Origin of the sequence: Vibrio sp. V01_P9A10T6 (assembly GCF_963877065.1) — a bacterium.
Lineage (GTDB): Bacteria > Pseudomonadota > Gammaproteobacteria > Enterobacterales > Vibrionaceae > Vibrio > Vibrio anguillarum.
Map to the genome: position 1 here is coordinate 1 of NZ_CAWNTB010000210.1, position 14,747 is coordinate 14,747.

Here is a 14,747-nt window from a genome sequence, read left to right on the forward strand (position 1 = left end):
ATTTTAACTTTCAAGCTTATTTTTTCAACAGATTAAGTAAACAAGGTAATAAGTTGTTAATTATCACACTAACTTGATAAAAAACGCCGTCTTACACGCATTTCTCACGACAATTCAACTTTCCGTCGCAAAAAAAGATTTTGGTAATTTTCGGTCGTTTTTTCTTCAATTTCTTTTAATGACAGATTTTTTAGCTGTGCAATATAAGCAGCAACCTCAACAACGTAGGCTGGCTGATTTTGCTGACCACGGTGTGGAACCGGCGCAAGATAAGGGGAATCAGTTTCAATCAGCAAGCGTTCCAAGGGCAGCGCCTTCACAACTTCTTTCAATTCTGTCGCTTGTCTAAACGTGATAATTCCTGAGATAGAAATATAAAAGCCAAGCTCCATAGCGGCTTGTGCAAAGGCAAGATCTTCAGTAAAACAATGGATAACACCACCGCACCTTTCTGCCCCACCATCACGGAGCATTTCAAGAGTATCAGCCCGGGCATTCCGTGTATGAATGATCAAAGGTTTGTTAAGGGCAACAGCGGTTTCAATGTGCTGTGAAAACCGTAACTTCTGTAACTCAGCCGTTTCCGGCTGATAGTGATAATCTAGCCCCGTTTCGCCAATCGCCACCACTTTGGGATGACTCGCGTATTGATGGAAGCGGGTCAATTCAAAATGACTTTCAACGTCAAGTGGATGAACACCACAAGAAGCATGAACATTATCAAAGGGCTGAATAAGCTCTAACATTGGTTCAAAAGAATCCAGCGTTACGCCAACAGAAAGCAATTGCTTAACATTGGCTTGACGAGCTTTTTCTACTACATCAGCAACATCGATATGGAGCGTATCGTAATCAAGTTTATCTAAGTGGCAGTGCGAATCTACAAACATGTTTTCTCATCATTAAAGTTAAATAGCCAATCGCTGATCAGTAGCTCGCTATTGAGCCCACTAAACGTCTTTAGTTCTTCCATTAAACGAGTTAATGCCTTGGTTTGGCGATAAAGTACTGGGTAGCTGATCTGTTTTGCTAATCGAAGGCTAATAGGAAGCTGCTGCTGTTCAACCACGCCAAATTGTACCTTTTGCGTATCGGTCAACATGGTCCACAACCAAGCCAAATATTGGGTAGGCGCCTCATTAATCTGCTTCACACAAGCGGAAATATCGGCACTGGCATCGGTTAAGCAATGAGCAATATTTTGCTCAAAAGCCTGATATTTTGCTAACTCTCCCGATTGAACAAACGCCAACGTATTTAGTGGTGAATAACCATTTAAATGCGCCGCATAAGGAGGGACAGGTTGCGATGTCTGTTCACTTAACCAATGCGAGACTTGTTCACTGCTCGGTGGTGTCAGCACCGTTTTTTGACAGCGACTGATAATGGTTGGGAGTAATGGGTTGATACGAGAGGCGACAAGTAAGAAAAAACAATTGCGCCCCGGAGCTTCCAACGTTTTGAGCAGTGCATTCGCTGCTGATTCATTCATGGAATCGGCGGGATTAATAACGATAAAGCGAGCACCAGAAAGCTGCGCCGATTCTTGAGCCAACTTATTGCATTGCCTAATTTGATCAACGGTAATCGCCTTCCCCTCTTTTTCAGGCGAGATCAGATGAAAATCAGGGTGACTACCAGACTCCATCAATTCGCAGCTATGACAAAACCCACACGCTTCTGAATGGCTGTGCGAACACATCACTGCTGCACTCAACTTCTCAATGAGCCGTTCAGCGCCCAGTCCTGAGGGAGAAATGAGTAAGCTTGCCGCAGGGAACTGCTGGTTATTGAGGCTGGTTTGCCACTGAAGCCAATAGCCTTCTAACCAAGGATACAGATCATTTATCATTAATTTGTTACTCAATGTTTAGCCCTAGTTTCTCTCTAGCATATTGGTTTCTAGAAACTGGGTTAACGCTGCTTTGATAGAGAATGCCACCGCTTCTATTGTTTGTTCAGCATTAATCACAGCCACGCTTTTATCTTCCTTAGCTAGGGCAAGGTAACGTTCACGCGTGCGCTCAAAAAAACCAATATCCATTTTTTCGATACGATCAAGCTCACCTCGACCTCTGGCTCTTTCTAAACCGATGCTCGGATCTAGGTCCAAATAGAGAGTAAAATCTGGCTTAAAATCACCTAGCGTTACCTTTTTAAGGTTTTGCATAGTTTCTAACGGAATTTGCCTCCCACCACCTTGGTAGGCTTGAGAGGACATATCATGGCGATCACCTACCACCCACGAACCAGCCGCAAGTGCAGGCTTAATCACATTTTCAACCAATTGAACACGAGCGGCGTACATTAATAACAGCTCAGTCATATCCTGAAGCACTTCACCTTCATGCTCTTCTTTGACTAAGACGCGCATTTTTTCTGCTAAAACAGTCCCACCCGGCTCACGAGTATGAGTGATGTTTGTCACGCCGAACTCAATAAGTGTTTCTCTAATGGATTGAATAGCAGTGCTTTTTCCTGCGCCTTCTAAACCTTCTACAACAATAAATTTAGCATTCATGACTGGGTTCTTAACTGTTTTAAATAAGCGCGAACAGCGCGATTATGTTCATTCAATGTTTTAGAAAAAACGTGTCCACCAGAGCCACTGGCAACAAAATACAAATAATTACTCTGCTCTGGGTTTAATGCCGCTTTGATTGAGGCTTCCCCCGCCATCGCAATAGGCGTAGGAGGTAAACCAAAAATAGTATAAGTATTAAATGGCGTCGGTGTTCTTAAGTCTTTTTTACGAAGATTGCCATCGTAGGCATCGCCAAGCCCGTAAATGACCGTAGGATCTGTCTGCAGCCGCATCCGTTTATTGAGTCGATTGACAAAAACGGAGGCAATGCGCCCTCGCTCTGAAGCAATAGCCGTTTCCTTTTCAATAATTGACGCCAAAATCAACGCTTCATAAGGCGTTTTAATTGGCAGATTTGGCTGGCGATTGGCCCAATGTTGATCGAGTATTTTCTCAAGACGTCTATTGGACCTTTTTAGGATCTCAAGATCGGTCGTTCCAAAAGGGAAATGATAAGTCTCCGCTAGAAACAATCCTTCAAGCTTTTGCTGCTCAATGCCTAATTTTTGGGCAATGTCGGCTTCTGCCAAATCAGCTATCGTGTTTGTCACGCCTTCGGTTTGTGCAAGCAGAGCTCGCCACTCATTAAAGCGGCTCCCTTCGACAAAGGTAATAGAGAACTGATGCTCTTTACCAGATATCACGTCACTTAAGAGATCGATCAATCGATCTCCGGGTTGTACTTGGTAAGTTCCCGCCTTAATTTTGGTTATTTCAGGATGCAGACGTCGCACTAACTTGTACATCGAAAAATCCGTTATCCATTTTTTCTCATTCAACAGCGTTAATACGCCATTAAGGCTCGTACCGGATTTTATGGTCACGACTTGCGATGAAGGAAGCGATAGAGGCTGTTCTAAATAAGCATCTACCTGTCGCTCAATGTAGAAATATCCAGCTCCAACGGCGATAATGATCAGTAGTAATACAACGAGAATTCGATTAATCACGAGTTAAAACGCTCCTGAAAATAGCGTGTTATTTTACCAATAGGGAAAATCGTATTTGCAATTGCCGTGACAGGCGCAACGCCTAATAAGGAGTTAGTAATAAACACTTCATCTGCCGACAATAACTCTTCTAATGAGAATGCTCTCACCTCAACCTTGAGATCGGTAGCCGCCGCCAATAATACACGACGAATAACCCCAGCTACGCCTGCATTGTCTAAGCTTGGCGTACATAACCTACCCCCTGACACCCAAAAAATATTTGCAACCGTAGTTTCTATGACATGCTCATTGATGTCTAGCGCGATGCCGTCAGCGTACCCTTTTGCATCCATCTCTGACTTTAATAAGACTTGTTCTAGTCGATTGTTATGTTTGTGACCCGCCAATAATGGCGAGAGTCCCATCCGCTGTTGGCAAACACCAAGCTCGATACCATCAGCTATCCACTGACCATAATGGGCTGGATACTCAAAGGTACTGATAGTGACTTGAGAATCGCCAACGTTAGCAGAGCTATAACCCCGACCACCTTGTCCGCGGCTAATATGAATTTTCACACCGGATTTTGCGGTACTAGGAACGATCGTTGAGAGCCAATGTTCAACTTGCCGCCAATCAGGGACGGGAATAGCTAAACACCGCAAACAAGATTCCATGCGTTCAACGTGCATATCCCAATATTGAAGCTCACCATCGCAAACGAGAATCGTTGTGAAGCAACCATCCCCATACTGAAAAGAGCGATCAGTAAGAGATAGAGTGTCACTAGGTTGTCCATTTACCCAAAACATCGTGCTTACCCCACAAAAAGAAACGGCTCAATGCTAAGCATCAAGCCGTTCAAACTCAAGTGTCACAACCACAATCATTAGATTTTTTTGAAAATCAACGAGCCGTTTGTACCACCAAAACCAAAAGAGTTACAGATTGCATATTCCATACCTTCCACTTTGCGGGCAGTGTGTGGAACAAGATCAATGCCTAAACCTTCTTCTGGATCATCAAGGTTAATGGTTGGTGGAACAATTTGGTCAACTAATGACATAACGGTGATAATGGCTTCAACAGAACCAGCCGCGCCTAGCAAATGACCAGTCATCGATTTAGTAGAAGAGACAAGAACTTGTTTCGAACCTTCTTCACCTAAAGCGCGCTTAACACCTTTAATTTCCGCAACATCACCAGCTGGAGTCGAAGTACCATGCGCGTTGACGTAACCGATTTGAGTACCTGTTACGCCCGCATCACGCATCGCGGCTTCCATCGCTAACGCACCGCCTGAACCGTCTTCGCTTGGTGAAGTCATGTGATAAGCATCACCAGACATACCAAAGCCAACTAACTCAGCGTAAATCTTCGCACCGCGTGCTTTAGCATGTTCATATTCTTCAAGAACCATGACACCCGCACCATCGCCTAGAACAAAGCCATCACGGCCCTTGTCCCAAGGACGAGACGCTTTTTGCGGTTCATCATTACGCGTAGACAATGCTTTTGCTGCGCCAAAACCCGCCATGCCAAGTGGTGTCGATGCTTTTTCTGCACCACCCGCCACCATCGCATCGGCATCACCGTATGCAATCATACGTGCCGCATGGCCAATGTTATGTAAACCTGTTGTGCATGCGGTAGAAATAGCGATATTTGGACCACGAAGACCACGCATGATAGACAAGTTGCCTGAAACCATGTTGACAATCGTTGAGGGTACAAAGAACGGGCTCACTTTACGTGGGCCTTTTTCTACCAAGGCATGATGGCCAGTTTCAATTAAATCAAGACCACCAATACCAGAGCCGATAGCAACACCGATTCTTGGGGCATTTTCTGGAGTTACTGTGATACCAGAATCATTAAGTGCTTGGATACCCGCCGCAATACCGTACTGGATAAAGAGATCCATCTTACGGGCATCTTTTTTAGACATATACTCTTCGCAGTTAAAGTCTTTGACTAGACCTGCAAAACGAGTTGAAAAATTGGTGGTATCAAAATGTTCGATATTAACGATACCGCTTTGACCAGCTAGCAGGGCTTTCCAAGAAGATTCTACAGTGTTGCCTACCGGTGACAACATACCCATGCCAGTGACAACGACACGACGCTTGGACACGATCATATTCTCCGGAGTTGAAAAGTTCTATGAGAGGTATAGAAGAGTTAGAAAAACTCAGGCGGCCAGAGGGCCGCCTGGGGAGAGATATTACTGAGCGCTGTTTACGTAGTCGATTGCAGCTTGAACAGTAGTGATCTTCTCAGCTTCTTCATCTGGAATTTCAGTATCGAATTCTTCTTCTAGAGCCATTACTAGCTCAACTGTATCTAGAGAATCAGCACCTAGATCTTCTACGAAAGAAGCTTCATTCTTTACTTCTGCTTCGTCTACACCTAGCTGTTCAACAATGATTTTCTTTACGCGTTCTTCGATGTTGCTCATGTTTTCTTTTCCTTTACAGATTTCGCCTAATGCGATGGTTCCGTAGTTTATTCTAACTAGGGAAAGTTGCAAGTGGGTCATTGCTGGTCAAACCACAATTTTACCGATTTTAACCGAAATTAAGACCATTTTTGACTTAAATCATGCACAAATGTTGCGCATATAGTTAGCAAGTTTTACACGTTGTTGACAATAGCAAAGCCTTTATTTCATCAATAACGTTCAAAAACCAACTTATACCATGTACATCCCGCCATTTACGTGCAAAGTTTCACCCGTAATGTAGGCAGCCTCTGGAGAAGCTAAAAATACCACTGCCGACGCAATTTCGCGTGGATCGCCTAAGCGGCCAGCTGGCACTTGGGCTAGTGTAGCAGTACGTTGGTCATCATTCAGCGCTTTTGTCATATCTGTTTCGATAAAACCTGGCGCAACTGTGTTAACCGTCACACCACGAGATGCAACTTCGCGAGCCATAGACTTAGTAAAGCCAATTACGCCCGCTTTTGCCGCTGCGTAGTTGGTTTGACCAGCGTTACCCATAGTACCGACAACAGAGCCCACATTAATGATGCGACCATTGCGCTTTTTCATCATGCCACGTAGCACCGCTTTCGATAAGCGGAAGATAGACGTTAAATTGGTATCAATAATATCTGACCATTCATCATCTTTCATGCGCATTAATAGATTATCACGAGTAATCCCGGCGTTATTCACCAGAATGTCGATCACGCCAAACTCGTCATTGATGGTTTTCAGCGTCGCTGCGATAGATTCCACATCCGTCACGTTCAGCGCTAGGCCTTTACCATTATTACCAAGATATTCACTGATTGCCGCTGCACCGCTTTCGCTAGTAGCCGTGCCGATCACTGTTGCACCGCGTTCAACTAATAATTCAGCGATCGCTCGGCCAATACCACGGCTTGCGCCAGTCACGAGAGCAATTTTGCCTTCTAGGTTCATCATCTATTCTTTCCTTTGATTACTTAACGGCATCAAGTGAAGCAATGTCATTCACTGCTGCTGATTCAAGCGATTTAATAATGCGCTTAGTCAGGCCTGTCAAAACTTTGCCAGGGCCAACTTCAAGCAGCTTTTCTATGCCTTGCTCACTCATCAACTGTACACATTCCGTCCAACGAACAGGGCTGTATAGTTGACGAACTAACGCATCTTTAATTTTGGCCGGATCAATTTCTGCTATTACATCCACATTGTTGATAACCGGAATTTGTGGTGCATGAAATTCAATCGATTGTAATGCAACCGCTAACTTGTCTGCTGCTGGCTTCATTAAAGCACAGTGAGAAGGAACAGAAACTGGCAATGGCAGCGCGCGCTTTGCTCCGGCCTCTTTGCATAACTGACCCGCACGTTCAACTGCATCTTTATTGCCTGCGATGACAACTTGGCCTGGCGAATTAAAGTTAACCGGTGAAACCACTTCACCTTGAGCGGCTTCTTCACACGCTTTTGCTATCAGCTCATCATCAAGACCGATAATAGCCGACATCGCACCTACGCCTGCCGGAACGGCTTCTTGCATTAACTGACCGCGCAGCTCTACTAATTTGATGGCTTGCTTAAAGTCAACTACACCTGCACACACCAGTGCGGAATACTCACCCAAGCTATGGCCAGCAAGCAAGACTGGCTGCTCTAAACCTAGGCTTTGCCATAGCCGCCAAAGGGCAACAGAAGAAGCGAGTAATGCCGGTTGAGTACGAGAGGTTTGGTTAAGATCTTCTACCGGGCCATTTTGTACCAATGCCCATAAATCATAACCCAGCACTTCAGAAGCTTCGGCAAATGTCTGTTGAATGACATCATACTGCTGACCAAGTTCTGCAAGCATACCAACTGATTGCGAGCCTTGACCTGGAAATACGATAGCAAACTTGCTCATTGTTTGTTTCCTTAAGTAAAAACAAGAGGTTGAACCAACCCCTTAAAATAAAAATCTATCCGCTTAAAACTTAACGAGTGCCGAGCCCCAAGTAAAACCACCACCGAAGGCTTCAAGCAATAACGTTTGACCACGTTGAATTCGACCATCTCGTACAGCTTCATCGAGCGCGGTTGGGACGGTAGCAGCAGACGTATTACCATGGCGATCAAGCGTTATTACGACTTGGTCAAGTGACATCGATAGTTTTTTCGCGGTCGCGGAAATAATGCGATAGTTAGCTTGATGAGGCACTAACCAATCTAATTCTGATTTGTGCATGTTATTGGCAGCAAGCGTATCTTTAACAAGCTTAGAGAGTTGCGTCACTGCCACTTTAAAGACTTCATTACCCGCCATATAGAGCCATTTATCCGCATCACCACCACGCTCTGGAACAGGTAAACTCAAGAGCTCACCAAACTCACCATCAGAATAGATATGAGTCGACAAAATTCCTGGCTCTTCACTTGCACCAATAATGACGGCGCCTGCGCCATCACCAAATAAAATGATTGTCGAGCGGTCTGTTGGATCGCAGGTTTTAGACAAGGCATCAGCACCAATGACAAGAATGTTTTTACACATACCCGATTTGATGTGTTGATCTGCAATCGATAATCCATAGACAAAACCCGAACAGGCCGCCGCTAAATCAAAAGCGGGACATCCTTTGATGCCAAGCTTACCTTGCACCTGGCATGCCGCCGAAGGAAATGCATGGCTACTGCTGGTTGTTGCAACAATAATCAGATCAATATCGTTTTTATCAATGCCGGCCATTTGAATGGCATTTTGCGCTGCATAGAAAGCCATATCCGCAACGGTTTCATTCTCCGCGCAAATGCGGCGCTCACGAATACCAGTACGGGCAATAATCCACTCATCGCTTGTCTCTACCATTTTCTCTAAATCTGCGTTGGTACGCACCTGAGATGGCAAGTAGCTGCCAGTACCTAAAATTTTGCTATACATGAAGACTAATAATGCCTCTCGAGTAAAACCGCTTCCAAACGATCGCTTATACGGCTGGGGACTTGTCGTTTGACCTCGTGTACCGCTTCGGAAATCGCATTCACGACGGCGAGTACATCAGCACTTCCATGACTTTTTATGACAATGCCGCGCAATCCTAACAAACTTGCGCCGTTATACTGGTCGGGGTTCAATGTTTTTAGTTCAGTAAATAATGAAGAAAACAGTTTTCGTGCAATCCAACCCTTTATGGATGAGCCCAAAAGTTGGCTTTTTAACTTATCAATAAAGAGTTGTGCTGTGCCTTCACATGCTTTCAGGCAAACATTACCGACGAAACCATCGCAAACAATCACATCAGCGACATCATCCAACAACTGATTACCTTCGATATAGCCGATATAGTTGACGGCCTGAGTTTGATTCAGCATTTCAGCGCAACGCTTCACTAAATCATTCCCTTTAATCTCTTCCGCACCAATATTAAGGATGGCAACTTTTGCAGAACGACCTAAATGCTGTTCGGCCAGCGCACTCCCCATGACAGCAAATTGAAACAGAGAATCTGCATCACTTGATACGTTCGCACCCAAATCCAGCATCCAAGTGCGTTGACCTGAAGCCGTCGGCAACGCCGAAACTAATGCAGGACGATCAATGCCGGGCAGCAATTTCAGACGAAAACGAGATAACGCCATGAGTGCACCTGTATTACCACCACTGACACAAGCATCAGCACGGCTATCAGAAACTAGGTCAATTGCTATGCCCATTGAACTTCCAGCACTATTGCGTAAGGCCAGAGAAGGTTTTTCGGAGTTAGAAATAACGCGGTCACTGTGCAAAATACTCAAGCGAGTATTAAGTTCATAACCTAATTGAGATAATTGATGTGTGATCAAAACTTGATCACCAACGAGGATCACTTTGAGCTCTGGGAAATGCGACAGTGCCTGCACGGCGGCAGGCACTGTTACGCGAGGACCGAAATCCCCGCCCATTGCATCAAGTGCAACGGTTAAATATTGCAAAGGTCAACCTTACTTGCTGATAACCTTTTTGCCACGGTAATAACCGTCAGCAGTCATGTTGTGACGTAGGTGAGTTTCACCTGAAGTCGCATCTACAGATAGTGCAGATGTAGTTAGCGCATCATGTGAACGACGCATGCCACGACGTGCGCGTGATTTTTTGCTCTTTTGTACGGCCATTGACCCTACTCCTTTGTCTTAACCTATAACGAATTATCGTTTTAAGTTTTTTAAAACATCAAATGGATTCGGCTTTTCTTCCGCTAGTTCTTCTGGAAGTTCACCAAATACTAAATTGTCTGAATTAACGCTACATTCCGCTCTATCGTGCATTGCTACTTGTGGCAAATTAATGATGAACTCGTCTTCAACTAATTGTACAAGGTCGATCTCACCGTACTCATTCGGATCTACCAAATCGTACTCTTCCGGTGCGTCTTCATCCGTTTTACTCCCCAAGTAAGGAGTATACTTGAATTGGACTTCGCACTCATGTGCGAAAACCTTGTTACAGCGTTGACACTCTAAATCGACAGAGATGTTAGCTTTACCAGAGATAACAACTAGTCGCTGTTCATCAAGCCCAAATGACAATGAGACTTGTGCGTCGCGTTTAACGCCTGCGACTGATTCTTCTAAACGCTTAAAAAGACTGAGTTGGATGATACCATCACAATCAAGTCGTTTTTGAGCTGCTTTAGCCGGATCAATCGATCGCGGTATTTTTACCTTTTGCATAGGGCGCGAATATTATCTTCCAAATCGGTTTTAGTCAAAGAAAAAGGCAAAAAAGTTCGTTTTTTCCCCTTTCCACTGAGAGAATTATGTACAGCATGTCTGATTGATATATGCTGCGGTAAAATTCGCAGCAATTCTAAATCAAAATGCAAAATTACCAACTAGTTTTAGCATCTACTTCGCCGTTTCGGCAGCAATTACTTAAAAAGCTGGATTTACCTTTTGTTACCTGCTCGCCTAATTGCGACGAAACTCCGTTATCTAGTGAGTCCGCACAAGATCTGGTGACTCGTTTAGCTGAAACGAAAGCAAGATCTTGCTATCCAAACCAACCCAGTTTAGTCATCGGTTCTGATCAAGTTTGCGTGATTGACGGTGAGATTATTGGCAAACCTCATACTCAAGAACAAGCCATTAAGCAGTTACTCAAACAAAGTGGAAAAGCCATCACTTTTTATACTGGGCTTGCGGTTTACAACTCAGTCTCTGGTCAATGCATGGTCACCATAGAACCCTTCACGGTTCATTTTCGCTCTTTATCTACCGAGATGGTGACGGCTTACGTGGCAAAAGAACAGCCACTACAGTGCGCAGGCAGCTTTATGTGTGAGGGCCTAGGCATTGCACTTTTTGAACGTTTAGAAGGTGATGACCCTAATAGTTTGGTTGGGTTACCATTAATTAAGCTAGTCTCAATGCTTGAGTCTCAAGGCATTACCGTTTTAGGATAATGATTAACAGTGAGCGCCTTGATCTGCGCTCACTTTTATACCATGACTTCGACCATTACTTTATGTTTCTACTATGTTGCTACTCGTTAGCGAATGAAAGCTGGCCTTAAGCGTTTCTCAATTTGACTAATGCTTGCTCTAGTTGAGTATCGAGTGGTGCATTAATGTCCATTAACGCCTCTGTCGAAGGGTGAATAAAACGAATATTGGCCGCGTGTAAGAATAATCGGTCAATGCCAAACTGTGCGGTATATGCGTCAAAACGGCGGTCACCATAACGATCATCCCACGCAATCGGGTGCCCTGTATACTGAGTATGAACGCGGATCTGATGAGTACGGCCAGTGATCGGACTGGCTTGCACCAAAGTTGCTTGTGCAAACTGTTCAAGGATCTTAAAGCGCGTTTCCGATGCTTTACCGTTTGGATTGACTCGCACAATGCTGTTCACTTCATTTTTCAATAGTGGCGCATTCACGACTTTACAACTGCTTTTCCATTGCCCCATAACTAAAGCAAAGTAATATTTTTGAATCGTTTTTTCTCTAAACTGGGCTTGGAGATGGCGCAACGCGGAGCGCTTTTTAGCCACTAATAAAATGCCCGAAGTATCGCGATCGATACGGTGCACCAATTCCAAAAAGCGAGCTTCTGGGCGCAATGCCCGCAGCGCTTCAATTGCGCCAAATTTCAAACCACTCCCACCATGAACAGCCGTACCGGAAGGTTTATTCAGAATAAGTAAGTGCTCATCCTCAAAAATAATGCAGTGTTCTAGCTCGGCGACTTTACTCAATTTGGTATTGGGTGTGTTGCTCTCTTGATCCGACTGTTCGAGAGTCACTGGTGGTATTCTCACCACATCACCAGCCGATAACTTATATTCTGCTTTGATGCGTTTTTTATTTACACGAACCTCTCCTTTGCGCAGGATTCGGTAAACCATACTTTTGGGAACGTTTTTTAATTGGTTACGCAAAAAATTGTCAATGCGTTGACCAGCCATATCTTCATCGATATCGATGAGCTGGACTTGGGTTCTAATTTCACTCATGGGCGCCATTGTACCACTGTAAATTGTTTAAATTCACATTTTCTTCGCCACAAAAAAGAATATTTTCATCTGCTGTTTAATGGCAAATTGGCGAGAATTACACCAATTGAAATGTGACTGTGGATAAAATTAAATATTACCCATTACAATTCTTACTTTAACAACTAAAACTCTTTGATAAACATTAAATTAGCCATCTAACTTTTAGACCTATTCTCATTTTTTTGACCTGTTCATAACAAAGCAGATTGCTGTGTTTACCTGTCACTGCTATAGTTCACAGCTGCAATGAATGATTCGGTGATTTTTTATTCTTTACCGTCCATTTTTGAGCAAAATAGTGAGTAGACTGCTAAGCGTCAATGTGCTGCACATGGCGTAAGACACTATTGAGCGAAGCTATCTTGTTGCTCTACTCATCGTCATTTCATGTTGAGTATTTTCCGCCAATACGCGGATCGCAGGCAATCGTGTGCGTGCGATAACTGAAGTGCCCTAGAGCATCCCCTCCAGCCGGGAGGCTGCACCTTTTAGTCATGGGATCTGGCACCGTGAAAACGAAACCCAGCAACAAGTCCAATAATCAAAACTAAAGAAAGATAACGAGATTTTTAAATGAAAAGAATGCTAATTAACGCAACTCAAAAAGAAGAGTTGCGTGTCGCGCTGGTTGATGGCCAACGACTTTTTGATCTAGACATCGAAAGTCCAGGGCATGAATCTAAAAAGGCGAACATCTATAAAGGACGTATCACCCGTGTTGAACCGAGTTTAGAAGCTGCATTTGTTGATTACGGCGCTGAACGTCACGGTTTCCTTCCTCTCAAAGAAATTGCCCGCGAATACTTCCCTGATGGCTACACTTACCAAGGCCGTCCAAACATCAAAGAAGCGCTTAAAGAAGGCCAAGAAGTTATTGTCCAAGTTGAAAAGGAAGAACGAGGCAGCAAAGGCGCTGCGTTGACCACTTTCATTTCTCTTGCTGGTAGCTACCTAGTTCTTATGCCAAACAATCCTCGTGCCGGTGGTATTTCACGCCGTATCGAAGGCGATGAGCGTACCGAATTAAAAACCGCATTGAGCAGTTTAGAGCTTCCTCAAGGCATGGGCCTTATCGTTCGCACTGCAGGTGTGGGCAAAAGTGCGGAAGAGCTAGAATGGGACTTAAACGTTTTGCTCAATCACTGGAGCGCAATCAAACAGGCTTCCGATTTGCGTCCTGCACCGCTACTTATTCACCAAGAGAGCAACGTCATTGTACGCGCAATTCGTGATTATCTGCGTCGTGACATTGGTGAAATTCTAATTGATAGCAACACTATTTATGAACGTGCCCTTGAGCACATTCGTTTGGTGCGTCCTGACTTCGTGAGTCGTGTAAAAAAATACGACGGTGAAGTACCCCTATTTAGCCATTACCAAATTGAAAGCCAAATCGAATCGGCTTTCCAGCGTGAAGTGCGTTTGCCTTCTGGTGGCTCTATTGTTATCGACCCAACCGAAGCATTGACCTCAATTGATATCAACTCTGCTCGTGCAACAAAAGGCGGCGATATTGAAGAGACGGCGCTTAACACCAACTTAGAAGCAGCCGATGAAATTGCTCGCCAATTACGTCTGCGCGATTTGGGCGGATTAGTGGTTATCGATTTCATCGATATGACTCCTGTTCGTCACCAACGTGAAGTAGAAAACCGTTTACGCGATGCCGTACGCCTAGATCGTGCTCGCGTACAAATTGGCCGAATTTCACGTTTTGGCTTGTTAGAAATGTCGCGTCAGCGCTTGAGCCCATCACTTGCCGAAGCAAGTCACCATATCTGCCCACGCTGCTCTGGTACCGGAGTGGTTCGTGATAATGAATCTCTTGCGCTCTCTGTTTTACGTCTCATTGAAGAAGAAGCACTAAAAGATAATACCGCTCAAGTTATGGCGGTGGTTCCCGTTCCTATTGCATCTTATCTACTCAATGAAAAACGTCGCTCAATCAATCATATTGAACGCATTCAAGAAGTCGAGATCACCATTGTCCCTAACTCTGAAATGGAAACGCCTCATTTTGAAGTGATCCGTGTCCGTGAAGGGGAAGAGCAAGAAATACTCTCTTACTTAGTGCCAATGAAACTAGAAGCACTGAAAGAAGCAGAAGGTAAAGAAAGCTCAGATATCGATTTCAAACCAAAACGCATTGAAGAACCAGCGTTGAAAGGGTTTGCTGCTCCAGCACAAACTATTCCAGCTCCAACACCTAAAGCAGAGGTAGCGGTTCCAGTCAAAGAGATCGCTGTTGAAC

16 protein-coding genes are annotated in these 14,747 nt (G+C 44.4%); 2 read left to right on the forward strand and 14 right to left on the reverse strand.

Annotation, left to right across the window (positions count from 1 at the left end; all coding sequences use genetic code 11):
- Positions 1-104 precede the first annotated feature (104 nt).
- From AACQ21_RS16240 to yceD, 13 genes are all read right to left on the reverse strand, one after another.
- Positions 105-890, reverse strand: a complete 786-nt coding sequence (locus AACQ21_RS16240; protein ID WP_105976761.1) for a TatD family hydrolase — start codon at positions 888-890, stop codon at positions 105-107.
- Positions 881-1,867, reverse strand: coding sequence for a DNA polymerase III subunit delta' (holB, locus tag AACQ21_RS16245; RefSeq protein WP_105976762.1), 987 nt, complete (start codon positions 1,865-1,867; stop codon positions 881-883). Before holB ends, AACQ21_RS16240 begins: the two co-directional genes overlap by 10 nt.
- Before the next feature lie 9 nt (positions 1,868-1,876).
- On the reverse strand, positions 1,877-2,521 hold the full coding sequence (tmk, locus tag AACQ21_RS16250) for a dTMP kinase (protein ID WP_105976763.1): 645 nt from the start codon (positions 2,519-2,521) through the stop codon (positions 1,877-1,879).
- Entirely contained in the window at positions 2,518-3,534 is a 1,017-nt protein-coding gene (gene mltG / locus AACQ21_RS16255; RefSeq protein ID WP_105976764.1) for an endolytic transglycosylase MltG, read from the reverse strand. The genes tmk and mltG overlap by 4 nt, the downstream gene beginning before the upstream one ends.
- The gene (gene pabC, locus AACQ21_RS16260; RefSeq protein ID WP_105976765.1) at positions 3,531-4,328 is read right to left on the reverse strand and encodes an aminodeoxychorismate lyase; all 798 of its coding nucleotides are present in this window, start codon (positions 4,326-4,328) and stop codon (positions 3,531-3,533) included. Before pabC ends, mltG begins: the two co-directional genes overlap by 4 nt.
- 77 nt (positions 4,329-4,405) lie before the next feature.
- The gene (gene fabF / locus AACQ21_RS16265) at positions 4,406-5,650 is read right to left on the reverse strand and encodes a beta-ketoacyl-ACP synthase II (RefSeq protein WP_026028275.1); all 1,245 of its coding nucleotides are present in this window, start codon (positions 5,648-5,650) and stop codon (positions 4,406-4,408) included.
- A gap of 90 nt (positions 5,651-5,740) precedes the next feature.
- Complete coding sequence (acpP, locus tag AACQ21_RS16270) at positions 5,741-5,974, reverse strand: acyl carrier protein (protein ID WP_014204679.1); 234 nt, start codon at positions 5,972-5,974, stop codon at positions 5,741-5,743.
- Between the two features lie 234 nt (positions 5,975-6,208).
- A complete protein-coding gene (gene fabG, locus AACQ21_RS16275) occupies positions 6,209-6,943 on the reverse strand; it encodes a 3-oxoacyl-ACP reductase FabG (RefSeq protein ID WP_026027249.1) in 735 nt (244 codons plus the stop codon).
- A 19-nt stretch (positions 6,944-6,962) separates the two neighbouring features.
- The gene (fabD, locus tag AACQ21_RS16280) at positions 6,963-7,886 is read right to left on the reverse strand and encodes an ACP S-malonyltransferase (RefSeq protein WP_105976766.1); all 924 of its coding nucleotides are present in this window, start codon (positions 7,884-7,886) and stop codon (positions 6,963-6,965) included.
- Between the two features lie 63 nt (positions 7,887-7,949).
- Entirely contained in the window at positions 7,950-8,900 is a 951-nt protein-coding gene (locus AACQ21_RS16285; RefSeq protein WP_010319117.1) for a beta-ketoacyl-ACP synthase III, read from the reverse strand.
- 5 nt (positions 8,901-8,905) lie between these two features.
- On the reverse strand, positions 8,906-9,931 hold the full coding sequence (gene plsX, locus AACQ21_RS16290) for a phosphate acyltransferase PlsX (RefSeq protein WP_017042562.1): 1,026 nt from the start codon (positions 9,929-9,931) through the stop codon (positions 8,906-8,908).
- Between the two features lie 9 nt (positions 9,932-9,940).
- Positions 9,941-10,111 carry a 50S ribosomal protein L32 gene (gene rpmF, locus AACQ21_RS16295; RefSeq protein WP_010319119.1) on the reverse strand — a complete coding sequence of 57 codons (171 nt, stop codon included), beginning with the start codon at positions 10,109-10,111 and terminating at the stop codon, positions 9,941-9,943.
- 33 nt (positions 10,112-10,144) lie between these two features.
- The gene (gene yceD, locus AACQ21_RS16300; RefSeq protein WP_010319120.1) at positions 10,145-10,669 is read right to left on the reverse strand and encodes a 23S rRNA accumulation protein YceD; all 525 of its coding nucleotides are present in this window, start codon (positions 10,667-10,669) and stop codon (positions 10,145-10,147) included.
- A gap of 146 nt (positions 10,670-10,815) precedes the next feature.
- Here yceD and AACQ21_RS16305 point away from each other — a divergent pair, with 146 nt between their 5' ends.
- Entirely contained in the window at positions 10,816-11,400 is a 585-nt protein-coding gene (locus AACQ21_RS16305) for a Maf family protein (protein ID WP_105976767.1), read from the forward strand.
- 106 nt (positions 11,401-11,506) lie between these two features.
- On the opposite strand, the gene rluC is transcribed toward AACQ21_RS16305, so the two are convergent.
- On the reverse strand, positions 11,507-12,454 hold the full coding sequence (gene rluC, locus AACQ21_RS16310) for a 23S rRNA pseudouridine(955/2504/2580) synthase RluC (RefSeq protein WP_029189776.1): 948 nt from the start codon (positions 12,452-12,454) through the stop codon (positions 11,507-11,509).
- Positions 12,455-13,069: 615 nt separating this feature from the next.
- Between rluC and rne the strand changes: the two genes are divergently transcribed.
- On the forward strand, positions 13,070-14,747 hold a 1,678-nt coding region (gene rne, locus AACQ21_RS16315), incomplete at its 3' end, for a ribonuclease E (RefSeq protein ID WP_105976768.1).